Consider the following 22419-nt stretch of genomic DNA (forward strand, 5'->3'; position numbering starts at 1 on the left):
GCGGCGGATCATAACGGCAATCGTTTGTTCTGCCAAGGGTTGAAGCGCGGCCGCAGGGTTGGCTGGCGAGGAAGTGGCCTTGCATCAAAAAATTTGAACAAGTTGAGCATCTATTTTCGCTATCAGCAAATAAGCACAATGTTTAGAGTGACCTCCATCGACAGCAACGCTGTTCAACCGACAACCAAATGGAGTTTCACCATGGCCAATATCCTCGTACTCAAATCCAGCATCCTGGGTCAATATTCCCAATCCAACGCCCTGATCGACGGCTTCCTGGCTGACCATCAGGATGATGTCGTCACCGTGCGTGATCTGGCAGCACTCAACCTGCCGGTGCTGGATGGCGAGTTGGCCTCCGGCCTGCGCGGTGGTGACAACCTCAATGAACGTCAACTGGCGGTGATCGCCCAGTCCGACGAGCTGATCGCCGAACTCAAAGCAAGCGATCTGGTGGTGATTGCGGCCCCCATGTACAACTTTAACATCCCGACCCAGCTGAAAAACTGGATCGATCTGGTGGCTCGCGCTGGCGTCACCTTCCGCTATACCGAGACCGGTCCGGTCGGTATGGTTGAAAATACCCGTGCGCTGGTGATCAGCCCCCGTGGCGGCATGTCGCCGAGCTGGAATCCCAAGCCGACGACGCCCAGCTGACCCTGCCGAGCCAATGCCGCCTGCCCAGTGATAACCCCGAGCAGGTGTTCGAACAGAGCCACCCCCTCGGTCAATGGTGTTATGGCTTCAGCATGGGTTTTGCCACCTGGCCCAAGCCGAAGGATTTGAACGACCCGACCACCCAGTACCGCTTCAGTCTGGCCGCCGAGCTGAGCCTGTTTCGCGACAAGCAGATGGCCCAGACACGTTGGCAGTGCCACCGATCTGGTCACTCCCTACATGCGTACCGTGCTCGGTTTCATCGGTATCAAAGAGGTGGATTTCATCTACGCCGAGGGGATGGGTATGGGCCCGGATGCCCAGAGCAAGGGGATGGAAGCGGCCAAAGCGCAGCTTGAGGCCTTGGCTATCTAAGGGCTCTCTCTATAAGGGCTCTTTATCCCGTCAGGGGTTATCTCTTCAAGGGGTTGCCCGCCAGATACCACAACGCAGCCATCAGGCTGCGTTTGTTTTTTGGCTTGGTGTGATTGCGACAGACGTTATTGCGACAAGACCGTAATGCTACAGAGAGTATCGCGGCAAGCGGTCGGTACAGACGTTCCGGCGGAGTCACTACTCCATCATAAAGCGGCGACAACCACGCACCAGCAGCAATGCCACCGCGACCAGCAGGCCAAGCAAGAGGGTGGTCAGCCACTGTTCGGTACTTTGCGGCATGTGGGGCGTGAAGAGGCTGATCATCAACAGGGTACAGAGCGTGATCAACAGGCTCTGTCGGGTCATCAATATCATGGGGTCATCCTTGGTTTGCTCACCTGAAACGATTTTAATGCCCTCTTGTGACAGGGTGATGTATCCGTGCATCACTCTGTTGGGGCTCTTCAGACCATATCAGGTTTTTACCGCAGAGCCAGCGCCATCACTGGCGCTGTGATCCCGATCCCGCTAGCTCTCTTTATCTGAACTGCTTTTGCGCTGGCTGATAGTGAAAATCGCCGCTGGCGAGCCGCGCTTCCAGTGCCGCCTGATCGATCTCCTGAGCCTTGCAGAGATCATCCAGATCGTCATAGCGATCACGCAGCTGCATATTGACGACGCTCAGCAGCATGTTGATGTCCATGGTGGCGAACTTTTTCAAATCCATGATTATTTCTCCCGATCCAGTGATTGCAGCTGCTCAATGGCGGCGCTGACGCTGTGCAGATGCTGGCGGATCGCCTCGCGGGATTCGCTAGGCAGATAGTCGGTCAGGGTATGTTGCCAGCTGCCAGCTTCACTCTTGAGCTGCAGGAAGAGGGCGAGCCCGGCATTGGTGAGGGAGACCAGGCTGATGCGTTTATCCTGCTCGCTGCTCTCGGTAAAGATGATCCCTTTTTCGACCAGACGGCGGATCTCGCGGGAGATGCGCACCTTGTCCATGCCGCTCGCCTCGACCAGCTCTTTCTGGCTGATGGGGTAGTTGGGGCCGAGCACCATCATCAGGCGCCATTGCGGCACGGTCAGCTGGTAACGCTGTTCATAAAACTGTTCGAAGGTATCCCGTAGCATCTCGGCGGCATGTACCAACTGATAGGGCGGGTAGTGAGCGAGTAACGCTATGATTTTTGACATATTACACCCTGCTGTGACGGCTGCATCAGATGCAGTTTCTTTTGATACTTTGACATTGATGATACGAAACTCAAGCTGATTTGTCTGACCCGGTTGCGATGAAATGTGCGGTGGCGCACGCCCTCAAGGAAAAACCGGGTCTGACCGACGGGATTTTAAGCCAACGCTGTTCAGCCTTTACGCAACCAGATGAGGGCGTTTTGCTTGAGCCAGGCCTCGCGTGTGTGGATGGCGTAGAGCGCGGCCTCGTCGCGGCTGCCCGCTTGCCAGCTTTGTGGCTCCTGTTGGGCAGCTTGCGCTGACCCAGCAGGCAGGCCGGAATGTGCGGGTTGGCCTCGATGGCGACCAGCAGATGGGGCTTGGCTACCTCGGCACCCTCGGTAGCAAAGACCATCAGCGCCTTGTTATAGAGCAACCAGCTGGAGGCTTCATCGAAGCGCACCAGCAGGGCGGCCAACGCCTGCCAATCCCCTTGCAGTGCATAGAGAGTGGATAGGTTGTAGCGACAACCCAGCTCATCGGCCATGCAGATTGTCAGCAGCGCCAGATACTCCGCTTTGGCCTCGCCCAGCTTGCCAAGGCGCAGCAGGCAGTCGGCGCGGCCGGCTCTGGCGGCCAGCAGGGGGCGCAGTTCGGGGGCACTCCAGCCGTGGCCGGCGATTTGCTGCCAGAAGGCTTCATCAAAGAGCGGGGTGGCATCGGCGATGATCTTCTCGAACCAGCCGAGGCGGGCCTGATGATCGCGGCAGCTGTCGGCCAGCTCGAACCAGGTCTGCCACTGTTGGGCCTGCTCGCCATTGAGGGTGACATCAGCGCTGGGGGCGGCCTGATACTGGTCGAGGTTGAGTAGCTGGTTGAGGGCGGTTTTCATGTTCTGGCGCTGGCGTTTGCAGAACTCGACAAAGGGGAGTTCACTGGCGGCAGCGCTATAGAGCATCTGGGCCATCTGCTTGTCGCGAAACAGGCTCAGCTCGGCGGCCAGACTGAAGCGGTACTGGGTGGTCGGGTCGTTCAAATCCTTCGGCTTGGGCCAGGTGGCAAAACCCATGCTGAAGCCATAACACCATTGACCGAGGGGGTGGCTCTGTTCGAACACCTGCTCGGGGTTATCACTGGGCAGGCGGCATTGGCTCGGCAGGGTCAGCTGGGCGTCGTCGGCTTGGGATTCCAGCTCGGCGATCAGGTGGTTGAGGGCTTCTGCGCTTTTTTCATCCAACTCGGCATCCTGTTCCAGCAGACCAGCCAGCGGGCGTTGCCAGTCAGGGCTTTCCGGCCCCACCAGACGAGCACAGAGAAAACCGTGCAGGGCCGGGTAGGTCATATCCTGATCGCTGTGGCTCTGGATCCATTGATTAAGATGGCGGGTACGAGTGGATGGGTTCATCGACAGTTCCTCTGGATTTGAACAGCCGCGAAGTCTACCTAAAAGTGGGGTTATTTGCAGCAAATGGCCGCCTGTTTGGCGATTTAATCACCATTGGCGGATAAGATAGGGGCGAAAGGGCGGCTCGTGGTGGCTTGGGGACTAGGCCGGATCACTGCTCTTGAGGTAACATGCGCGCCCATAGGGGCCATGTTCAGTTGGCCCATCCGGGTAATGAAAAAGAGAGCACCATGATACAGATTGGCAAGATGAACACCCTCACCGTTGTTGAACTCGAAGACCGTGGCGCCTGGCTTGCGGCCGATGAATACGGTGAACTGCTGCTGCCCAAGCGTCAACTGCCGGAAGGGGTGAAAGAGGGGGATAGCGTGCAGGTCTTCCTCTATCTGGATGCCGATTGCGAGCCGGTGATCACCACCGACAAGCCATTTGCCATGGTGGACGAATTTGCCGGTCTGAAAGTGGTCAATGCCAACAAGATTGGTGCTTTCCTCGACTGGGGCATGAAAAAGGATCTGTTTGTGCCCAGCCGCGAGCAGAACAAGCCGATGCAGGTGGGCCACGTTTATCTGGTGCGTCTGCAACTGGATAATGAAGGGCGCATGGTCGGCACCAGCCGCATCGAGCGTTTCCTGACCCCGGCCGGCAGCAACTTCAAGGTCGGCGACGAAGTGACCGCGCTGCCGGGGGAGCACTCGCCCCTTGGCATCAAGGTGATCGTCAACGGTCAGTATCCCGGCATGCTGTTCAAGAACGAAGTGTTTGGCCGGGTGATGACCGGTCGGCCGCAAACCGCCTGGGTCAAGCAGGTGCGCGAAGATGGCAAGCTCGATCTGACCCTGCAAAAGCCGGGTCTTGCGCGGGTTGATGACGCTGGTGAGCGCATTCTGAGCCGGATGAAAAAGCAGGGCGGCAGTCTGGCGGTGGGTGACAAGAGCGAACCCGAGCTCATCTACAAGCTGTTCAGCATGAGCAAGGGTACCTTTAAGAAGGCGATCGGCGGCCTCTACAAGCAGGGCAAGATCGTCATCGAAGATAACGCCATCACTCTGGTGGCCACAGAGACCGACTCGGCCGTGGATAGCGAATAAGATGCCGAGCCCCTGTGTTGGCCTCTGCAAGGCGAAAGATGGGCTTTGCCTTGGTTGTGGCCGTACCTTGACCGAGATCGGCCACTGGTCGGCGATGGATAGCAAGGCCCAGCTGGCGGTGATGGCTGAGCTGGATGGCTCGAAAAGCACCCACCGCTGTCCGGGTTGTGGCGAACCGGCCTATTGCGCCGTCTCTGCCGGTCAGGCCATTGCGCAGTGCTGGTGCAGCCAGTTGCCGGTATTGCCGATGCAGGAGGCCAGCGCTTGCTGGTGCCGCCGCTGTCTGGCCAAGGCCATCGCGGCGCAGGATTAGCAGAGAACAGAAATAAAAGATCATAGAAACAAGAAAGGCGCCGATGGCGCCTTTCTTATGCCTGCTGCTGGCGATGCCAGCGCACATGCACTTGATCTTCGGTCAGCAGACGGGGCAGCAGGAAGGTAGCGAAGATCACCTCAAACTCATCCTGATGATCCAGCAAACCGACCCACACTTCGACCCAGCGCTCCATATCGACCGGCTCACCCAGCTCGGTCGACCAGTCGGCATTGGGCAGAGTCGCCTCCACGGCGCCACGCTGCTCAAACTCCAGGGTGATGTCGACTATTTGTTCGGGGGCCAGCATATCGGCGGCCTGCTCAAGAAACTGATCATAGGCCCATTCGACCAGCTGATCCGGGGTACGCTGTTCCATGAAATCACTCCAGATACATCGAGGTTCGCTACTGTAACAATTATTGGCTGTGGCGGCCAGACCAGTGCGCCGGGCGTGGCTGGCCTGTCCAAGTTGCCGTTGGGGGAGTATGGTTAAGGCGCGGATCATCTGGCAGGGAGTAAGGGGATGAAGCAGCGGGGACGGCGGCAACAGATCAAGCGACGGCGCGAGGCCTGGTGGTGGCACTATCTGCCGCTTCACCGCGAGACGGTGGGCGGTCATCTGGGCCCACCGGAGAAACCCGATGAGCCCTGAAGATCAGTCGGCCTGATGCACCCGATTGAGGGTGATCTGACCCAGTTGCCCCATCTGGCGGCGGATCCAGACCGAGCGCTTCTGCACATAGGGTGAAGGGGGCTTGACCCGATAACGCCACGGATTGGGCAGGGCGGCGGCCAGCAGGGATGACTCGTAGCGGGTCAAGCGGCTGGCCGGTTTGCCAAAGTAGGTGCGGGCAGCGGCTTCGGCGCCATAGATGCCGGGGCCGAACTCCACGATATTGAGATAGACCTCGAGAATACGGGCCTTGTCCCAGCCCAGCTCCATCAGCAGGGTAAACCAGGCCTCCAGCCCCTTGCGCAGGAAGCTGCGATCACTCCACATAAAGAGGTTCTTGGCGGTCTGCTGGCTGAGGGTGCTGGCACCGCGCACCCGTTCGCTGTGCTGGTTGTGCTTGAGTGCGGCGTTGATGGCATCCATGTCAAAGCCGTTGTGATCGGCAAAGCGCTGATCCTCGGCGGCGATCACCGCCAGTTGCAGTTCTTTGGAGATGGACTCCAGAGCCACCCATTCATGACGCACCTGGGTGATCTTGGCGGGCGGAAAGAGGGCCCGCTCAATACGCCAGCTCCACATCGGCGGATCGATAAAACGCAGCAAGGCGACCGAGCCGACCGAGCAGAGCAGCCCGGCCAGCGCGATCTTGCCTGCCCACCTCAACACCCGGCGCCCAAGCGATGCAGATGGACGTTCAGGGGCCACAGAGTCATGGTCAGACTCCCACTGATAGTGGCTGGGATCATCGGGATCCGGAATTATTGGGGCAGCCATTCGATGTGGCAGAACTTCTCGTCAACACGGCGGGAGAGCAGCATGCGGGCAAACAGGTGCTCATACTCTTGTTCTTCATTGCCAAGGCCTACCCAGATCTCGGCATAGTCGGTATCGCTCACCGCAAAACCCACGTCCGCTTCCCAGTCATCGGCTGGGTCGGTTTCGGCCAGCAGGCCGCGGTCGTTGAACTCCTGATTGAAGCGGGCGATCTCCTGCTCCGGCAGGTTGTCAGAGGCCAGCTCCATAAAGAGTTCGAGGGCGGTATCGAGCAGTTCCTCGACGCTGTGCATTTCGTCATTCATAGACATAAGCGGTCTGTTCCAGAAAAGAGAAAAAGGTGCCGCGCAGATCACTGCTTGCGGGGCGGCGCTATTCTAGCGGTCGGCAGACCCCTTGGCGAGATGAGGCGAGCCGCTGTGGCCTGTTTTTGTGCCAATAAAAAACCGGATCCAGTGACAGGATCCGGTCTTCATTGGGGGAAGGGGTCACGCATAGGGCGTCAGCTCATCCCTTCTTGTCATCGGCGAAGGTGATGTTGAGCTCCAGTACCGACAGCTCATCACTCTTCTGATCCAGTTGGACGGTTATCTTCTCCGGATCAATGTTGACGTATTTGCGGATCACATCGAGGATATCCTGCTTGAGCTGGGGCAGGTAATCCGGCCCCCCTCTGGATGAACGCTCGTGAGCAACAATGATCTGCAACCGCTCTTTGGCCAGTTGTGCGGTGTTCTGTTTCTTGTTGGAACGAAAATAATCCAATAATGACATGTTTAACTCCCGAACAGTCGGCTAAAGAAGCCCTTCTTCTCTTCTTCCAGAAAACGAAATTCCTTGGCATCGCCCAGCAGGCGGGACACCGCATCTTCGTAGGCCTGACCGGCATCGGACTCCTTGTCCAGAATGACCGGTTCGCCGGAATTGGAGGCGCGCAGCACCGCCTGGGACTCCGGAATCACCCCGAGCAACGGGATGGCCAGGATCTCCTGCACATCCTGCACGCTCAGCATGTCGCCGCGGTTGACGCGGGTCGGGCAGTAGCGGGTCAGCAGCAGGTGCTCCTTGATGGGGTCTTCGCCACGCTCGGCGCGACGGGACTTGGAGGCCAGGATGCCAAGGATGCGGTCGGAGTCACGCACGGAAGAGACTTCCGGGTTGGTGGTGACGATCGCTTCGTCGGCAAAATAGAGCGCCATCAGTGCGCCCGCCTCGATCCCTGCCGGGGAGTCGCAGACGATGTAATCGAACTTCATCTCCGCCAGCTGATCCAGGATCTTCTCGACCCCCTCACGGGTGAGGGCATCTTTGTCCCGGGTCTGGGAGGCGGGCAGGATAAACAGATTTTCCGAGCGTTTGTCTTTGATCAGCGCCTGATTGAGGTTTGCTTCCCCGTTGATGACGTTGACGAAGTCATACACCACGCGCCGCTCGCAGCCCATGATGAGATCCAGGTTTCTCAGACCGATGTCAAAGTCAATGACCACTGTCTTGTGACCACGCTGGGCTAAGCCGGTGCTCAGGGCCGCACTGGTTGTGGTCTTGCCAACGCCACCTTTACCCGATGTAACGACTATGATTCGCGCCATTCTCGCTTCCTTGTAACTCTATTTGATACGGTCTATACGGAGTTGTTCATTATCCAGCCGGATATGAACCGGTTGCTGGATCAGGCCTGCCGGCAACGCATCGCTCAGCTGGAAGGTGCCCGCGATGGAGAGCAGTTCGGCCTGTAATTGCTGGCAATAGATCCGGGCCTGGGTGTTTCCCCGGGCACCGGCAATGGCTCTGCCACGCAGGGTGCCATAAATATGAATGCTGTCGTCGGCGAGTACTTCGGCTCCCGGACTGACGGACCCCAGCACCACCAACGAGGTGCCGGCGGCATAAATCTGCTGGCCGGAACGAACCGGTCCCACATGTACCTTGCTCGGGATCAAGGGGGCGGGTTCGGGCTCGGGAACCACCTCAGGGGCGGCTGGCGCGGGGGCAGGCTCGGGTTCCGGTTCGCTCTTGCGACTCTTGCCCGAGGCCATCACGGCCAGTCCCACCGCCTTGGCGGCCGTCTTCATTTCTTCACTGCGCGCCCCCGTGATGCCAACCAGCACAAACTCTTCGGACTCCACCAGCTCCTTGAGCTGTTCGAAATCGGGAATATGTTCCAGTCGGGAAACATTGATCACCAGCGGCGCACAATTAAAAAAGTAGGGGGCCTGGGCCACTTTTTCGGCCAACAACTGACGTATCCGCTCAGGCTCGCCATCGCTGATATGCAACACAGAAATAGTGAAGGTGGTCCCTTTCAATTCGTTATCGCGCTCAACCATGAATCTTCCCCGAGGCAGAGATGCTAATCCGTTATTGTTATTCAAGTCCTGATGTTATAGTTTGCCCCCATCAGAGGCAATAAACTCGTCGGATTATATCAATTTCCATGTTGTGTGCAGTCTATAAAAGTCGCAAAAAAGCCGAGACCTACCTTTTTGTTGAAAAAAGAGAGGATTTCTCCCGTGTTCCCGAGCCACTGCTGAGCGCATTCGGGCGTCCCGAGCTGGTGCTGATGACTAAGCTGGATCCGGCCAAGCCCTTGGGGCTGGCTGATGTCGGCAAGGTGATGGCCGCGCTGACCAACCAGGGGTTCTACCTACAGGTGCCACCGCCCCCCGAGAATTTGCTGGAGCAGCACAAGGCCAGCCTGAAAAAACCATCCTGAATATCCAGCCCCGTGGTGTGTTCTGCCCAGCGGGGCTAATTCTTTGTGACTCTGCATGACGCATTCCGGCCCCGGAGAGGTGGCCTGCGATAATCCCGTGACAGGATCTGGCCAAATTAAACCCTCCCTTTGGTGATATTCACTTTTCGCTGTTTAAATAGAAAGTCAATCTGCTCCCAACTCCATATCCTCAACCTTTGCTGGCGCTCACAAAAATAGCGAGTGGTGCTTACTCATATCCGCCATTTCAACGGCTATTGGCTCATTCATCGATTATTTTCAGCCCCTTCCTTGGGCGCTTTTTTGGCCTCCACTGCGTGATGAGTTGTCCATCAAAGGGCGCGTAAAGAGGGCGGTGATAACGGTGCTAAAACCAGTTTGCGCGATGCGCTGTGGCCAAAATGATGAGCTAACCCCCTGTTTGTGTACTTGATTGTTTGCCCTGATCACGAAAGTGCCACATAGGAGGCAATCAATGTGGCGGCGTGATAATCCGCAGGGTGAGCGGTAACCGCGTCTTGCCAAACAAGGGGATGACCAAAGGGGGGGGATATTGAGCTGAGGGGCCATCTCGATATCGATTAGTTGTGAAAGCGTGGCTGGGGCAAGATAGCAGGTACAGGTTTCATATCGGGGCGTAATGTCCCTCTCAATGCATTGATAAAAGTTAATCAAGGCATGTCATCAGAGAGGCATGCAGACAAGGCAATCCGCATTGCGGTGGCGTAGCAGGGGTATATCAGCGACGCCCAACAGTGAAATGGTCGGTATGCCGGTTTAAGTGCCTGGCATCCCATTCGGGCAATAAAAAAGGCGGGATATCCCGCCTTTGTTCAGATGAGGGTCGCAACCCTTATTTATTCGCAAGCAACCTGCATCACCTTGATGGCCAGACCACCACGGGAGGTTTCACGGTACTTGGAGTCCATGTCCTTGCCGGTGATGTACATGGTCTCGATCACCTTGTCCAGAGAGACGCGCGGCTTGGAGGTACGACGCAGGGCCATACGGGAGGCGTTGACCGCTTTCATGGCTGCGATGGCGTTACGCTCGATGCAAGGCACCTGTACCTGACCGGCAACCGGATCACAGGTCAGACCCAGGTTGTGTTCCATGCCGATCTCGGCAGCTTCGCAGACGTGCTCCGGGCTACCGCCCATCAGCTCGGTCAGACCTGCAGCGGCCATGGAGCAGGAGACACCCACTTCCCCCTGGCAGCCTACTTCGGCGCCGGAGATGGAGGCGTTCATCTTGTAGAGGATGCCGACGGCACCGGCAGCCAGATAGAAACGGGTGTACTCGTCGCGGCCAACCGGCTGGATGAACTTGTCGTAGTAGGCCAGTACGGCCGGGATGATACCGGCAGCGCCGTTGGTCGGGGCGGTGACAACGCGGCCACCGGCAGCGTTCTCTTCACTCACGGCCAGAGCGAACATGTTGACCCAGTCAACGATGTTCATCGGGTCGCTCGAGAGGTTCTCGTTGGTGTTGAGCTGACGGTAGAGCGGTGCGGCACGACGGGGTACGCGCAGCGGGCCGGAGAGAACGCCTTCGGTACGGCAGCCGCGCTCGATACCTTCGCGCATGGTGTTCCAGATCTTGCCGAACTTCTTGTAGATCTCTTCCGGAGTGTTGAAGCACTTCTCGTTTTCCATCATCAGGGCAGAGATGGAGAGACCGGTCTGGCTGCAGTGGGCAACCAGCTCGGCGGCGCTCTTGAACGGATAGCGTACGGACATGTCGCCGCTGTCAGCCTTGCCGAAGTTCTCTTCGTCAACGATAAAGCCACCACCGATGGAGTAGTAGGTCTTGCTGTAAACCACTTCATCTTCGATCAGAGCAGTCAGCTTCATGCCGTTTTCGTGCAGCGGCAGGGCTTCGTCGTGGAATACCATGGCGTCACGCGGGAAGCTGACGGTGTGGCAGTGCAGGCCGATCGGCAGGCGCTCGGTCTGTTCAACACGGGAGATAAACTCGGGGATGGCATCGATATCGACATTTTCCGGCAGGTTGCCAGCCAGGCCCATGATGATGGCGGTGTCGGTATGGTGGCCTTTGCCAGTCCAGGAGAGGGAGCCGTAGACGTCGACATTGATCCGGGTTACATCGCGGATCTTGCCGCCCGCGCGCAGCTCGTCAACAAACTGTTTGGCCGCTTTCATCGGGCCAACAGTGTGGGAAGAAGAGGGGCCTACACCGATTTTGAAGATATCAAAAACGCTGATCATGTCACTATTACCTCAGGGTAGAAGGGGGCGGCATGCCCACTCACAGAAATTTGGGAGATCCATGGAACGCGCTTGTCAGCGCAGGTCACAGAACCAGATAACCGTAGTGTAACGGCTCCATACCTAAAAAAAGTTGAAATAGATCTATTTTTGTTGAATCTGAGGCGCGAGTATAAAATTTATTTTTGTGCTTATCCATTTTGTTAAGCGTTTGCCCATAAAAATACCCGGCGATGCCGGGCATTTCGGAACCAAATGGAGTCATTTGCCGTTTTTTAACATTCGGTAATGTTAACGGCGAGGCCGCCACGGGCCGTCTCCTTGTATTTGGTCTTCATGTCGTTGCCGGTCTCCCACATGGTCTTGATCACCTTGTCGAGCGACACCTTGTGCTCGCCGGTGCCGCGCAGGGCGAGGCGGGCGGCATTGATCGCCTTGACCGCCCCCATGGCGTTGCGCTCGATGCAGGGCACCTGCACCAGTCCGCCGATGGGATCGCAGGTGAGGCCGAGATTGTGCTCCATGCCTATTTCGGCAGCGTTCTCCACCATGGCCGGACTGCCCCCCAGCAGTTCGGTCAGTGCGCCAGCCGCCATGGAGCAGGCGACACCCACTTCACCCTGACAACCCACTTCGGCCCCGGAGAGGGAGGCGTTCTTCTTATATAAGATGCCGATGGCAGCCGCGGTGAGGAAGTAGCGGATCAGCGTCTCGTCATCCACCTTGTGGACGAAGCGATCGTAGTAGTGCAGCACGGCGGGGATGATGCCCGCAGCGCCATTGGTGGGGGCGGTGACCACCCGGCCACCGGCGGCGTTCTCTTCATTGACGGCCAGCGCAAAGAGATCGACCCACTCCATCACCATCAGCGGATCCTTGTTGAAGTTGGTCTCGCAACTGAGCTGGCGGAACAGCCCCGGGGCGCGGCGCCGAACCTTGAGGCCGCCCGGCAGCACCCCTTCGCTTTTGCAGCCTCGCTCGACGCAGCCCTGCATCGCCTGCCAGATCTTGCGCAGCCCCGCTTTTATCTGCTCATCGCTGCGAAATACCCGCTCATTGGCCAGGATCAGCCCCGAGATGGAGAGGCCGCTCTCCTGACAGTGGGCCAGCAGTTGGGCGCCGCTGTCGAACGGGTAGGGGACAGGGTGTTCGGCATCAGACTTGGCGGCCTCCTCCTTGGCGGTGGCAAAGTGGCTCTCTTCAATGATGAAGCCGCCCCCGATGGAGTAGTAGGTCTGGCTGAAGCGCAGGTTTTCCTCTTTATCAAAGGCCCGCAGAGTCATGCCATTGGTGTGGGCCGGCAGGGTTTTGCGGCGGTTGAAGATGATGGCATCGGTGCGGGGAAAATGGCTTGGTTGTTCGCCTGCCAGCTGCAGGTTCTGTTCCTTTTCCACTCGGGCCAGAATGGCGGGAATCGCATCGATATCGACCGATTCCGGTTCAAAGCCCGATAACCCCAGAATGATCGCTTTGCCGGTGCCGTGTCCTTTGCCGGTCTGGCCCAGCGAGCCGTAACACTCCACTTCGACCCGCGTGACCTGTGGCAGATGCCCTTGCAGCTTGAGCTGCTGGACGAAGGCATAAGAGGCACGCATGGGGCCGACGGTATGGGAAGAGGAGGGGCCAATTCCGATGGAAAACAGGTCAAACACGCTGATCATGACATCAATCCGGTGATGGTTTATGTCTGTTTATTCTAGGATTTTTGCCATGGATAGGAAGCGGGGATGTGCGGTGCTGTGACATGAACACAGATAATGGGGCTGGGGGGCCAATAAGGTTGAAGGGGCTGCTCCCCTTCAACCGGCTTGATCAGTCGAGAAATTCGCACAGGTAGGCGGTGGGGGTTTTCACTTCCAGTTTGAAGGAGGAGTGGCCAGCCACCAGGAAGGATTCACCCTGGTTGTAGGTGTGCCACTCATCTTCATCAGCCAGCTGGATGGTGAGGGCGCCCTTGATCACTGTCATTCGTTCGGGGGCGGCAGTGTTGAACAGGTAGTCACCGGCGTTCATCACCCCGACGGTTGATTTCTCGCCTTTTTGTTCGAAACCGATGGATTTTACATTTCCGTCGAAATACTCGTTAACTTTCAGCATCTTTACATCCCTGTGTGTACGTTTGTGCAGCCAAACTAGCACAATCTTTTGCCAGTTGTCATGGGGGATGAGGTAAAAATCGCCGAGACCGCTTTGAATCTTCACTTTTTCGCAAACTTATTAATAGCCAAGGTTAATGATTTGCTGATTTAAAACAGCAATTAAATGTGAGATAACACGCGCAAACAGGGGAATGGGCAGCCGCTCATTCCCCTGTTTGGTTAATTGCACTGGGAAAAGTGTGAATTTTGCTACATAAAGGAACATATTGTGTTAACTAAAGGACTCATTAAAAACATCGGCTTCCAGGTTGTGGTCGCCATGGTACTGGGCGCAGTGGTCGGCGCGTTCATGGGTGAACAAGCCACCGTGTTTGCACCGCTCGGAACCCTGTTTATCCAGCTGATCAAGATGCTGGTGATCCCGCTGGTGGCGGTTGCCATCCTCTCCGGCGCCGCCAATCTGGGCGCCAGCCCGGCTGCGGGCAAGATCGGTGCGGCTACGCTGGCCTTCTTCCTCGTGACCTCCGCGTTGGCCGTGTTGCTGGCGCTGGTGATGGGGCAGATCTTCAAACCGGGTGTCGGGGTCGATTTCGCTTCCGTTGCCTCCATGTTTGGCGGTGACTATGCCGATAAAGGGGCGTTGCCGGATGCAGTCGCCACCTTGCTTGGCATGATCCCCACCAACGTCTTCAACTCCCTCAACGAAGCGAACATCCTGCAGATCCTGGTGTTCTGCATGTTCCTCGGCATTGCGCTGGCCAAACAACCACGCGAGCGGGCCAAGCCACTGGTCGATGGGCTCAATACTCTGGTGGATGCCTTCGTCTGGATGATCAACAAGGTGATGATCATCGCGCCGCTCGGGGTGTTCGGTCTGATGGCGGAAGCCATCGGTACCTATGGCTTCGATGTGCTGACCCTGGTACTCAAGCTGTTCGTGGTCTATGTGGCTGCCATCCTCATCTTCGGCTTCGTGGTCTATCCGCTGCTGGTGATGATGTTCTCCAACACGCCGGTGATGAAGTACCTCTCTGCCATGAAGAAGCCGCAGATCGTGGCCTTCTCCACCGCCTCTTCCATGGCAACCCTGCCGGTCAATATGGAGACCTGCGAGCATGATCTGAAAGTGACCAACGCGACAGCCTCCTTCGTGTTGCCGCTGGGTGCCACCATCAACATGAGCGGCAATGCCATCTATTACGGTCTGGTCGCCATCTTCTTCGCGCAGGTTTACAACATCGATCTGAGCGTCGGTGCCTGGGCGGCCATCATTGTGACCTCCACTCTGGGGGCGATCGGCCAGGCCGGTGTGCCGGGCCCAAGCTTCCTGGTGGTTGCCGTGCTGCTGGCGGCCGGGATACCCATCGAAGGGTTGCCGCTGCTGTTCGCGCTGGATCGTCTGTTCGACATGATCCGCACCTCCCTCAATATCACCGGCGATGCGGCCTGTGCTGTCATTGTTGACCGCTTCAGCCCGGAATATGACCCAGAGCGCTGGAACAAGGCATAATTGCTTTGAGCTGGACTGAGATATAACAGCCTTGAGCTGACACTGCGTAACGCGAGCCCCTGCCATGATGGTGGGGGCTTTTTTATATCTACTGGACAAGTATCAGAGCAAAGGCGTGCACAAGAGATTGCTGACGGATGTAGCGGTGTTGAATGGAGAGCTCAGGAGGGCAAAGCAACAGTCGTAGGCATTGGCCTTGTGATGGATGGCTGCCTTTTGTTGCTGCCAGGACAATGGGACCGTCAAACGGCGGGTAACAAAAAGGGGAGCCTCGCTCCCCTCGGATATGATCTGCTGCTGGTTCTATTCCATCCAAACAGAGTGTGGTTAAACCATCCTGGTTACACCCTTGTGGCGAAAGAAACAGCGTCAACGTGATGAAATCATATCTATGTTGACCATCTCGGCATTATTACTGAAAAGCGCCAGTTGGTGGCGATTAAACAGACATGGCAAAGAGGGTCGGTCCGGATTGATGCCTCTCTATCCGGCTCAGAACTGTGACAGTGAGGGCAGAGAGACAGCAACCAGGGTGAAAAACACCGTGAAAACGGCAGTAACGACAAACTCTTTCATTTTTCTCTCCCTAAGTTGTTGGTTGATGTAGTCAAGATACCATAACAAGGGGGTGAAACAAGGTGTAAATTGATAAAATAGCCACTTTATGTTTTTGGTTGGTTGAAGTGGCTGTTTTTGTCACATTGAGCTGATTTTATCACCTGATCTGGCATGGTAGGCATTCAAGATTCTGTTTTTATAATTATCTCATTTAAATTCAATTGGTTGGTGAGATGCTGGTTGGCTTGGTGATGGGCTTTGTATGGAGCTTTAGTGGCGTTTTATAAGTTTTCACCCTTGCAACAGTGCCATTGAGGTCATAAAAAGTGTGTAAGGCCATGGTTTGACGATTCCTGACGTAGATAGCTCATCCAAAAGAAGTCTATGGAGACAATCTGGTTGCCAGCCCTTGTCGTACCATCACTTTATCAGTCCGGAGTCTCCGCATTTTTACAGCAATATACTGGCTTCATAGGGAGGAGATCGGTGCATCCGGGGGATACAGAGTGGCAGCTGGCTGTTTTATCACCGCCAATTTTCCCGCCGGCCTCGGAATAGACATGGCCGCAGCAAGAGTGAGGTGCGTAATCGGCCAGAGGCGCACTCTCTGGCTGAGCTGGGCTGGGTGCGAGCAGCGATTTGCGTGGGCGGTGCACCTGCGTGAGTCATGTGAGTGCAATACGAGAGCAGCGCCGGAGCATGGTTGGGGAAGATATCTGAATCCCTTCTACAAGATTGAGATATAAAAAGCGGCGTATGACGAGGAGGCTGAACAAGCTCGTTTCAGGGTCGACAGAGCACAGGTCAACGCAATCCGGTTCGCAGTGATAAAACATCCACGACAATACCGGAACGGTATCTTTGGCTGATATCGGTTGGTGCGAGGAGGTGGACGTTAACGATCCGTCAGACGGAGCAAGGGTTGGGGATCAGGCAACCCGTATGGTGAGGGGCACACAGCGTGCCGATGCACCCGTTTTTGCAAGATATTAAAAAACCCTCCGATGGAGGGTTTTTGTCATCAACAGCCGGTAAAAAGCTGCGAGGCTTAGAACAGGGTGGTGGAGAGGTTGTAAAGCTCCTGATCGAACGGACGCTTCATGTTCTCGATGCAGTCGATGATGTCGTGGTGTACCAGCTCGTTGCGCTGGATACCGACGCAGCGACCACCGTGACCAGCCAGCAGCTGCTCAACGGCGTAAGCACCCATACGGCTGGACATGATGCGGTCACGGGCAGTCGGGGCACCGCCACGCTGGATATGACCCAGGATGGTGGCGCGGGTTTCACGACCGGTCAGGGCTTCGATGTCCTTGGCCAGCGCGTTCACGTCGGTAACGTGCTCGCAGATGGTGATGATGGCGTGCTTCTTGCCCTTGGCTTCGCCTTCCTTGATCTGCTTGAGCAGCTTCTCTTTGTCGAAGGCTACTTCCGGCACGATCACATACTCGGCACCACCGGCAACGGCAGCAGACATGGCCAGATCGCCACAGTGGCGACCCATGATCTCGACCACGGAGATACGGTGGTGGGAGCTGCAGGTGTCGCGCAGACGGTCGATGGCGTCAACTACCACGTTCAGGGCAGTATCAAAGCCGATGGTGAAGTCGGTACCGGCGATATCGTTGTCGATGGTGCCCGGCAGGCCGATGCAGGGGAAACCCTCTTCAGTCAGCTTCTTGGCCCCCATGTAGGAGCCGTCACCACCGATGACGACCAGCGCATCGATACCGTGTTTTTTCAGGTTTTCGATCGCTTCGGCGCGCACAGCGGGGTCTTTGAAAGCAGGGAAACGGGCGGAGCCAAGGAAAGTACCACCACGGTTCACCACGTCGGAGACGCTGTGACGCTCCAGCTTGACGATGCGATCCTGGTGCAGACCGAGGTAGCCATCATAAATACCGTAAACTTCCAGGCCATGATGCAAACCGGCGCGAACCACGGCGCGAATGGCTGCGTTCATACCCGGTGCGTCGCCACCACTGGTCAAAACACCAATACGTTTGATTTGTTTGGTCATGAGTGCCTCTGGATCTGAGTTGTCAAATACGAATGTTTAAATAGACAAGCCACTTTTACTATATCGGCTTTCATATGGGATGCGGGGGCCACCATAGGAAAAGCGATACAAGAGAGGGGACGAGCCCCTCTCTTTGCCGTAATCAGCGATTACTTGGCAGCGCCAGCGATGATCTGGGAGAAGTCGTCCACTTTCAGGGACGCACCACCGACCAGGCCACCGTCGATGTCCGGCTGACCGAACAGATCGGCTGCAGTGGCGCCAGTGACGGAACCGCCGTACAGGATCTGTACTTTGGCAGCAACGGCGGCATCAAAACCGGCCAGGTACTGACGGATGTGAGCGTGAACGGACTGAGCGATCTCCGGAGTGGCAGTCTTGCCAGTACCGATGGCCCATACCGGCTCGTAAGCGATAACGGCGTTGTTGAAGGAAGCGATGCCGCAACGGTCGATAACGGCTTTCAGCTGGGTCTCAACCACGTTCTTGGTCACGCCGGCTTCGAACTGCTCCAGAGTTTCACCGATGCACAGAACCGGCACCAGGCCGCCTTTCTGGATCGCTTCGTACTTGGCAGCAACCACGTCGTCAGTCTCTGCGTGCAGGGTACGACGCTCGCTGTGGCCGACCAGAGAGTAGGTGCAACCAAAGGCTTTCAGCATGGAGGGGGCGTTTTCGCCGGTGAAGGCACCAGACTCGTGAACGTCAGCGTTCTGGGCACCGTAGGCAATCTTGCTGCCAGCGGTCAGTTGCTCAACCAGACCCAAAAAGATAACCGGCGGGCAGACGGCGACTTGCACAGAAGGATGAGCGGCAGCAGCCGGGGTCAGTCCTTTGATCAGAGCTTCTACAGAAGCCTTGGTGCCGTTCAGTTTCCAGTTACCCATTACCAGGTGCTGTCTCATCTTGTATATCTCCTAGGCATTTGATTGCGCGACATTATATGAATTGAACCGAGCCCAAGATAGCTGACCCGGCGGCAAATGACGTAATTTTTTTTCGCTTTCCTGATCCAAATCAGGAATGAAGCGCTTGATCGCTCATTCGTTAACCTGCCCCCGCAAGCGAGCCCACCATACCCCAATCCATTCGTGGATGGCAGCTTCGGAATACATCAAATAACGCCCTTTGGGCAAATAACTGTAGAGCGGCTGGGGTACCTGGCTCTGCTTGGCGGTGTAATCTGTGGGGGCCGGCACGGCCTTGAGTCCCTGACCCTGATAGAGGGCCATGGCGCGTGGCAAATGAGTGGCCGAACTAACCAGTGCCACCTCTTTTCCTTTCAGATGGCGGCTGATACTGACCGCTTCATCATGAGTGTCTTTGTTGTTTTCAAACAACGTCATTCGCGAACGGGATATGCCAAGGCTCTCGGCCATCCGGGCATTGACCTCGGCATTGGAGAGCGTATCCCCCGACACATAGCCGGAGAACACCAGCTCGGCGTCCGGATAGGCCTGGGCGAGGCGAACCCCTTCGAGGGTGCGGGCCAGGGCGATATTGTTCTGCCAACTGCGCATCGGCACCGCCGGGTCGCTGACATGACCATTGCCGAGCACCACGATGGCCTCGATGTTGGGATGCTGGCTCACCTCGAACGGCGGGTAGGTCTGCTCCAGCCCGCGGGCCAGTTCATAGCTCACCGGCCGCATCCCCATCAGCGCCACAATGAGCAGCGAGAGGGTGGCCAGCAGCTTGCCGGTTTTCTGAAAACGGGTGAACCAGAGCAGCAGCAGGGCGAGCAGCAGCAGGGAGAGGGAGAAGGGGAGCGGCATCAACAGCTGACCAAGCCACTTTTTGAGCACAAACACGGCAGACACTTCCTTGAGTTTTCAGCAAATTCGGGATGTGACAGAATACCTCTCTTTTTTGGGATGGCCACAACCCTGTGGCGCTAATGTTGAGTTTCTCCTTGAAGCACGATCAGAGTTTTGACGGGCGCGCCGACAAGTTCGCTCGCAACATTTACGACTCCACCAAGGGGCGCATCCGCACCACCATTGTCTGGAGCGACATCGAAGCCTGCCTGGCCCGCCTTGGCAACCGACCGCTGCGCATCCTCGATGCGGGGGGCGGTTTTGGCTATTTTGCCCAGAAGCTGGCGGCCATGGGCCATCAGGTGGAGCTGTGCGATCTGTCAGCAGAAATGCTGGAACTGGCCCGCAGCCAGATCGCCGAGAAGGGGCTGGAAGACAAAATCCGTCTCATCCATTGCCCCATTCAGGATCTGAAGCAACACGTGACCGGGACCTTTGATCTGGTGCTCTGCCATGCGGTGCTGGAGTGGCTTGCCGAGCCGCGCCAGACCTTGCTGGGTCTGTTCCCTTTCGTCAATGCCGGGGGCATACTGTCGCTGCTTTTCTATAACCGTCATGGCTTGCTGTTCCAGAGCCTGGTGGTGGGCAATTTTGACTATGTACGCCTTGGCCTTCGCAAGAAGCGCCAGACTGCGCTTACGCCCACCAATCCCCAGTTGCCGGAACAGGTCTATGACTGGATTGGTCGTGGGGGGCTGCGCATCATCGGCAAGACCGGGGTGCGGGTCATCCACGACTATATGCGTCACAAGCAGGATCAGATGGAGAAGTTCGACGATCTGCTGGCCATGGAGCAGCAATATTGCCGTCAGGAGCCTTTTGTCGCCCTCGGTCGCTATATCCATGTGATGGCCCAGAAGCCGGCCAGCTGATTGCTCGCGGTTCACTTAAATGTGAACCATGTTTTCGATGCTACCGGATGTAGCCGCGCGCACGATTTTGCGCCCAATACAACAACGAGATGACAACATCATGATGAGTACATCCCGTACCCTGCCAGAGCGTTCTTTGCCGGAGCTAGTAGGGTGGGTCAGGCAGGAGGGGTTGGCGTTGAGCCTGCCGACCGACCGGTTGGCCTTTCTGATTGCAATCAAGACGCTATCCGAAGATGAGTCGGACCTGTCGGAAGCGGCGCTGCACGACGCCTTTGGCTATGTCAGCAGCGCTTTCGGCCAGATGGACGAGACCCTCACCGGTCGCGCCAACAACGCCATCAACGATCTCATTCGCCAGCAGCTGCTGTCGCGCTTCAACACCGACATGGTGGCGGGGGAGAGCCTCTACCGCCTGTCGCGCCTTGGCGTGAGCATCGTCGACTTCTTTATGGATCAGCGTCAGGTTGACTCCATCAAGCTCTCCATTCTGCTCGAACACCTGGCTGCCGAGCTCGACACCGCCCGCAAGGCGGCGCTCGAGACCAACACCCGCGAGCAGTGGGATGCCGAGGTGCTGCCGCGCCTCACCTTCTCGCTGGAAGAGACCTTGGGGCGGATCGATCTCACCCAGCGCGCCATGGATGAGCAGCAGAATCAGGTCAAAAGCGAAATCGCGGCCCTGCTGACCCAGAACTGGGTCGATGCCATTCACAGCTGCGAAAAGCTGCTGCACGAGACCGGCCAGACCCTGCGCGAGCTGCAGGATACCCTGGACGCTGCTGGCCACCGCTTGCAGGCGGGGCTGCTCAACATTCAGGAGGCGGCGCAGGGGCGCGACGATCTGTTCCACGTCGAGGAGCTGACTCACGCCTTGCAAGGGCGGCTCGACGTCATCACCAGCTGGGGTCAGCAGTGCATCGAGCTCTGGTCCCGCTACGATCGCCACGTCCACAAATTTATCCGCAACGCCATCGACATGGACAAGAACCGTGCCTTCAGCCAGCGGCTGCGCGAGTCCATCCGCAATTTCGAGCAGCACAACTGGCAGCTGCGGGTGGCCGAAGAGCCCCGTCTGCTGGAGCTGCGCGACGAAACCATCGCCATCCACGACGAGGAGGTGACCGGTGAGGTGCCCCTCGAGATGGAGTACGTCGAGATGGTGGATATCAACCAGGAGCTGGCAGAGCGGATCGAGCGCTATCTGGCCCGCTACCCCGAGCAGGGCCAGCAGCTGGATCTGGCCGATGTGCTGCGGGAATACCTGCTGGACTACCCGGCCCATGCCCACTTCGATGTGGCGCGTCTTCTGATCGACCAGGCCGTGCGCCTGGGCCATGCCAGCGGCGAGCGCGAACTGCATCGCCAACCCGCATGGAAACCCATTAACCAAGCTGGATCCAAGGTTCAGGCCTATGTCATTGATCAATACTGAGTTTCCCTTGCCGCTGCGGCTCGCAGAGGCGATTGCCAACCCCTTGTTTCCGCGCATCGACACCGCCTTGCGCTCCGGTCGCCACATCAGTGCCGACGAGTTCGAGCAGCACTCGGCGCTGGTCGAATATCACAGCGAGCTGGAGATCTTCTACGGCCGCTATCAGGTGGAGCTGATCAAGGCGCCGGAAGGCTTCTTCTACCTGCGTCCGCGCCCGAGCTCCGACATCGGCACCACTGTGCTCTCCGAGCTCGATATGCTGGTGGGCAAGGTGCTCTGCTACCTCTATCTGAGCCCGGATCGTCTGGCTTCTGAAGGGGTATTCGCCATGGCCGAGCTGCAAGAAGAGGTGCTGAGCCTCGCCGACGAGAAGCAGCTGCTGCGGATGGTCAACAGCCGCTCCGGCGGTACCGATCTCGACAAGAAGAAGTTGCTCGAAAAGATCCGTACCTCCATGCGCCGTCTGCGCCGCCTTGGCATGATCACCGCCCTTGGCAACGGGGATAAATTCCGGGTCAACGAATCGGTGTTCCGTTTCGCCGCCGACGTGCGCTCCGATGAAGATCCGCGCGCCGTTCAGCTGCGGATGATCCAGGAGGGTGAAGCCATCTTCCACGACGACGAAATGCCGAGCAGCGACTCGCTCTTTGATGACATCGAGGCGGATCTCGATGAAGAACAACTGGATCTGGAGGTATAA

Annotated in this window: 24 protein-coding genes and 4 pseudogenes; 11 read left to right on the forward strand and 17 right to left on the reverse strand. The window is 57.3% G+C overall.

Features of this window, described 5'->3' with window-relative positions:
- Positions 1–201: 201 nt before the first annotated feature.
- The 3 pseudogenes from ACTG2O_RS14255 to ACTG2O_RS14265 all read left to right on the forward strand — a co-directional run.
- Positions 202–618: pseudogene (locus ACTG2O_RS14255) on the forward strand (NAD(P)H-dependent oxidoreductase); the annotation flags it as partial.
- Positions 618–860, forward strand: a pseudogene (locus ACTG2O_RS14260) (UPF0149 family protein); the annotation flags it as partial. The pseudogenes ACTG2O_RS14255 and ACTG2O_RS14260, both read left to right, overlap by 1 nt.
- A 1-nt stretch (position 861) precedes the next feature.
- Positions 862–1032 (forward strand): annotated as a pseudogene (locus tag ACTG2O_RS14265) (NAD(P)H-dependent oxidoreductase); the annotation flags it as partial.
- Positions 1033–1230: 198 nt separating this feature from the next.
- Here the strand turns inward: ACTG2O_RS14265 and ACTG2O_RS14270 are convergent.
- The 4 genes and pseudogenes from ACTG2O_RS14270 to ACTG2O_RS14285 all read right to left on the reverse strand — a co-directional run bounded on the left by ACTG2O_RS14270 (position 1231) and on the right by ACTG2O_RS14285 (position 3613).
- A complete protein-coding gene (locus ACTG2O_RS14270) occupies positions 1231–1410 on the reverse strand; it encodes a hypothetical protein (protein ID WP_075115065.1) in 180 nt (59 codons plus the stop codon).
- A gap of 163 nt (positions 1411–1573) precedes the next feature.
- On the reverse strand, positions 1574–1762 hold the full coding sequence (locus ACTG2O_RS14275; protein ID WP_019445848.1) for a DUF4250 domain-containing protein: 189 nt from the start codon (positions 1760–1762) through the stop codon (positions 1574–1576).
- Between the two features lie 2 nt (positions 1763–1764).
- Positions 1765–2229, reverse strand: coding sequence for a MarR family winged helix-turn-helix transcriptional regulator (locus tag ACTG2O_RS14280; protein ID WP_005336856.1), 465 nt, complete (start codon positions 2227–2229; stop codon positions 1765–1767).
- A gap of 170 nt (positions 2230–2399) precedes the next feature.
- Positions 2400–3613, reverse strand: a pseudogene (locus tag ACTG2O_RS14285) (UPF0149 family protein).
- A 230-nt stretch (positions 3614–3843) separates the two neighbouring features.
- Here ACTG2O_RS14285 and ACTG2O_RS14290 point away from each other — a divergent pair.
- Positions 3844–4704: a CvfB family protein gene (locus tag ACTG2O_RS14290; RefSeq protein ID WP_005336853.1), complete on the forward strand. Its 861-nt coding sequence runs from the start codon at positions 3844–3846 to the stop codon at positions 4702–4704.
- A gap of 1 nt (position 4705) precedes the next feature.
- Positions 4706–5017 (forward strand): DUF1289 domain-containing protein, encoded by a 312-nt coding sequence (locus ACTG2O_RS14295; protein ID WP_429108890.1) that lies wholly within the window; start codon positions 4706–4708, stop codon positions 5015–5017.
- A gap of 55 nt (positions 5018–5072) precedes the next feature.
- On the opposite strand, the gene ACTG2O_RS14300 is transcribed toward ACTG2O_RS14295, so the two are convergent.
- Positions 5073–5396 carry an HI1450 family dsDNA-mimic protein gene (locus tag ACTG2O_RS14300; protein WP_005336851.1) on the reverse strand — a complete coding sequence of 108 codons (324 nt, stop codon included), beginning with the start codon at positions 5394–5396 and terminating at the stop codon, positions 5073–5075.
- Positions 5397–5543: 147 nt separating this feature from the next.
- Here ACTG2O_RS14300 and ACTG2O_RS14305 point away from each other — a divergent pair, with 147 nt between their 5' ends.
- Positions 5544–5672: a hypothetical protein gene (locus tag ACTG2O_RS14305; RefSeq protein WP_019445852.1), complete on the forward strand. Its 129-nt coding sequence runs from the start codon at positions 5544–5546 to the stop codon at positions 5670–5672.
- Between the two features lie 3 nt (positions 5673–5675).
- Here the strand turns inward: ACTG2O_RS14305 and mtgA are convergent, their stop codons facing one another.
- The 5 genes from mtgA to minC all read right to left on the reverse strand — a co-directional run bounded on the left by mtgA (position 5676) and on the right by minC (position 8794).
- Positions 5676–6467 carry a monofunctional biosynthetic peptidoglycan transglycosylase gene (gene mtgA, locus ACTG2O_RS14310; RefSeq protein ID WP_421341655.1) on the reverse strand — a complete coding sequence of 264 codons (792 nt, stop codon included), beginning with the start codon at positions 6465–6467 and terminating at the stop codon, positions 5676–5678.
- A complete protein-coding gene (locus ACTG2O_RS14315; RefSeq protein WP_005352317.1) occupies positions 6452–6778 on the reverse strand; it encodes an HI1450 family dsDNA-mimic protein in 327 nt (108 codons plus the stop codon). The genes mtgA and ACTG2O_RS14315 overlap by 16 nt, the downstream gene beginning before the upstream one ends.
- A gap of 196 nt (positions 6779–6974) precedes the next feature.
- A complete protein-coding gene (minE, locus tag ACTG2O_RS14320; protein WP_005336848.1) occupies positions 6975–7241 on the reverse strand; it encodes a cell division topological specificity factor MinE in 267 nt (88 codons plus the stop codon).
- A gap of 2 nt (positions 7242–7243) precedes the next feature.
- Positions 7244–8056, reverse strand: a complete 813-nt coding sequence (minD, locus tag ACTG2O_RS14325; RefSeq protein ID WP_005336847.1) for a septum site-determining protein MinD — start codon at positions 8054–8056, stop codon at positions 7244–7246.
- Between the two features lie 18 nt (positions 8057–8074).
- Positions 8075–8794, reverse strand: coding sequence for a septum site-determining protein MinC (gene minC, locus ACTG2O_RS14330; RefSeq protein ID WP_042055924.1), 720 nt, complete (start codon positions 8792–8794; stop codon positions 8075–8077).
- A 107-nt stretch (positions 8795–8901) separates the two neighbouring features.
- Between minC and ACTG2O_RS14335 the strand changes: the two genes are divergently transcribed.
- Entirely contained in the window at positions 8902–9180 is a 279-nt protein-coding gene (locus ACTG2O_RS14335) for a YcgL domain-containing protein (protein WP_005360946.1), read from the forward strand.
- A gap of 857 nt (positions 9181–10037) precedes the next feature.
- On the opposite strand, the gene ACTG2O_RS14340 is transcribed toward ACTG2O_RS14335, so the two are convergent.
- The 4 genes from ACTG2O_RS14340 to ACTG2O_RS14355 form a co-directional block, all read right to left on the reverse strand.
- Entirely contained in the window at positions 10038–11408 is a 1371-nt protein-coding gene (locus ACTG2O_RS14340; protein ID WP_005336844.1) for an L-serine ammonia-lyase, read from the reverse strand.
- Positions 11409–11493: 85 nt separating this feature from the next.
- Positions 11494–11718, reverse strand: a complete 225-nt coding sequence (locus ACTG2O_RS14345; protein WP_082187696.1) for a hypothetical protein — start codon at positions 11716–11718, stop codon at positions 11494–11496.
- Positions 11684–13069 (reverse strand): L-serine ammonia-lyase, encoded by a 1386-nt coding sequence (locus ACTG2O_RS14350; RefSeq protein WP_274161523.1) that lies wholly within the window; start codon positions 13067–13069, stop codon positions 11684–11686. Before ACTG2O_RS14350 ends, ACTG2O_RS14345 begins: the two co-directional genes overlap by 35 nt.
- 151 nt (positions 13070–13220) lie before the next feature.
- Positions 13221–13505 carry a pyrimidine/purine nucleoside phosphorylase gene (locus ACTG2O_RS14355; RefSeq protein WP_042055930.1) on the reverse strand — a complete coding sequence of 95 codons (285 nt, stop codon included), beginning with the start codon at positions 13503–13505 and terminating at the stop codon, positions 13221–13223.
- Positions 13506–13775: 270 nt separating this feature from the next.
- On the opposite strand from ACTG2O_RS14355, the gene ACTG2O_RS14360 reads away from it, so the two are divergent.
- On the forward strand, positions 13776–15017 hold the full coding sequence (locus tag ACTG2O_RS14360; protein WP_005360943.1) for a dicarboxylate/amino acid:cation symporter: 1242 nt from the start codon (positions 13776–13778) through the stop codon (positions 15015–15017).
- A gap of 1606 nt (positions 15018–16623) precedes the next feature.
- Here the strand turns inward: ACTG2O_RS14360 and pfkA are convergent.
- From pfkA to elyC, 3 genes are all read right to left on the reverse strand, one after another.
- Positions 16624–17595, reverse strand: coding sequence for a 6-phosphofructokinase (pfkA, locus tag ACTG2O_RS14365; protein ID WP_005336840.1), 972 nt, complete (start codon positions 17593–17595; stop codon positions 16624–16626).
- A 149-nt stretch (positions 17596–17744) separates the two neighbouring features.
- Positions 17745–18500, reverse strand: coding sequence for a triose-phosphate isomerase (gene tpiA / locus ACTG2O_RS14370; RefSeq protein WP_005336839.1), 756 nt, complete (start codon positions 18498–18500; stop codon positions 17745–17747).
- A 135-nt stretch (positions 18501–18635) separates the two neighbouring features.
- Positions 18636–19406, reverse strand: coding sequence for an envelope biogenesis factor ElyC (gene elyC, locus ACTG2O_RS14375; protein ID WP_058058823.1), 771 nt, complete (start codon positions 19404–19406; stop codon positions 18636–18638).
- 101 nt (positions 19407–19507) lie between these two features.
- Between elyC and cmoM the strand changes: the two genes are divergently transcribed.
- From cmoM to mukE, 3 genes are all read left to right on the forward strand, one after another.
- On the forward strand, positions 19508–20284 hold the full coding sequence (gene cmoM, locus ACTG2O_RS14380; protein ID WP_139408296.1) for a tRNA uridine 5-oxyacetic acid(34) methyltransferase CmoM: 777 nt from the start codon (positions 19508–19510) through the stop codon (positions 20282–20284).
- Positions 20285–20384: 100 nt separating this feature from the next.
- Positions 20385–21719 carry a chromosome partition protein MukF gene (mukF, locus tag ACTG2O_RS14385; protein WP_005345760.1) on the forward strand — a complete coding sequence of 445 codons (1335 nt, stop codon included), beginning with the start codon at positions 20385–20387 and terminating at the stop codon, positions 21717–21719.
- Positions 21700–22419, forward strand: a complete 720-nt coding sequence (gene mukE, locus ACTG2O_RS14390; protein ID WP_005345759.1) for a chromosome partition protein MukE — start codon at positions 21700–21702, stop codon at positions 22417–22419. Before mukF ends, mukE begins: the two co-directional genes overlap by 20 nt.

The organism is Aeromonas sp. 61P (assembly GCF_051919545.1).
GTDB classification, from domain to species: domain Bacteria; phylum Pseudomonadota; class Gammaproteobacteria; order Enterobacterales; family Aeromonadaceae; genus Aeromonas; species Aeromonas veronii.

Coding starts and splice junctions, on each gene's coding strand:
- mtgA (WP_421341655.1), bottom strand. CDS start 6,467: ATGGCTGCCCCAATAATTCCGGATCCCGATGATCCCAGCCACTATCAG.
- ACTG2O_RS14270 (WP_075115065.1), bottom strand. CDS start 1,410: ATGATATTGATGACCCGACAGAGCCTGTTGATCACGCTCTGTACCCTG.
- ACTG2O_RS14355 (WP_042055930.1), bottom strand. CDS start 13,505: ATGCTGAAAGTTAACGAGTATTTCGACGGAAATGTAAAATCCATCGGT.
- minD (WP_005336847.1), bottom strand. CDS start 8,056: ATGGCGCGAATCATAGTCGTTACATCGGGTAAAGGTGGCGTTGGCAAG.
- ACTG2O_RS14275 (WP_019445848.1), bottom strand. CDS start 1,762: ATGGATTTGAAAAAGTTCGCCACCATGGACATCAACATGCTGCTGAGC.
- minE (WP_005336848.1), bottom strand. CDS start 7,241: ATGTCATTATTGGATTATTTTCGTTCCAACAAGAAACAGAACACCGCA.
- ACTG2O_RS14290 (WP_005336853.1), top strand. CDS start 3,844: ATGATACAGATTGGCAAGATGAACACCCTCACCGTTGTTGAACTCGAA.
- ACTG2O_RS14300 (WP_005336851.1), bottom strand. CDS start 5,396: ATGGAACAGCGTACCCCGGATCAGCTGGTCGAATGGGCCTATGATCAG.
- ACTG2O_RS14340 (WP_005336844.1), bottom strand. CDS start 11,408: ATGATCAGCGTTTTTGATATCTTCAAAATCGGTGTAGGCCCCTCTTCT.
- minC (WP_042055924.1), bottom strand. CDS start 8,794: ATGGTTGAGCGCGATAACGAATTGAAAGGGACCACCTTCACTATTTCT.
- ACTG2O_RS14295 (WP_429108890.1), top strand. CDS start 4,706: ATGCCGAGCCCCTGTGTTGGCCTCTGCAAGGCGAAAGATGGGCTTTGC.
- ACTG2O_RS14350 (WP_274161523.1), bottom strand. CDS start 13,069: ATGATCAGCGTGTTTGACCTGTTTTCCATCGGAATTGGCCCCTCCTCT.
- tpiA (WP_005336839.1), bottom strand. CDS start 18,500: ATGAGACAGCACCTGGTAATGGGTAACTGGAAACTGAACGGCACCAAG.
- ACTG2O_RS14315 (WP_005352317.1), bottom strand. CDS start 6,778: ATGTCTATGAATGACGAAATGCACAGCGTCGAGGAACTGCTCGATACC.
- ACTG2O_RS14280 (WP_005336856.1), bottom strand. CDS start 2,229: ATGTCAAAAATCATAGCGTTACTCGCTCACTACCCGCCCTATCAGTTG.
- mukF (WP_005345760.1), top strand. CDS start 20,385: ATGATGAGTACATCCCGTACCCTGCCAGAGCGTTCTTTGCCGGAGCTA.
- ACTG2O_RS14335 (WP_005360946.1), top strand. CDS start 8,902: ATGTTGTGTGCAGTCTATAAAAGTCGCAAAAAAGCCGAGACCTACCTT.
- pfkA (WP_005336840.1), bottom strand. CDS start 17,595: ATGACCAAACAAATCAAACGTATTGGTGTTTTGACCAGTGGTGGCGAC.
- ACTG2O_RS14305 (WP_019445852.1), top strand. CDS start 5,544: ATGAAGCAGCGGGGACGGCGGCAACAGATCAAGCGACGGCGCGAGGCC.
- mukE (WP_005345759.1), top strand. CDS start 21,700: ATGTCATTGATCAATACTGAGTTTCCCTTGCCGCTGCGGCTCGCAGAG.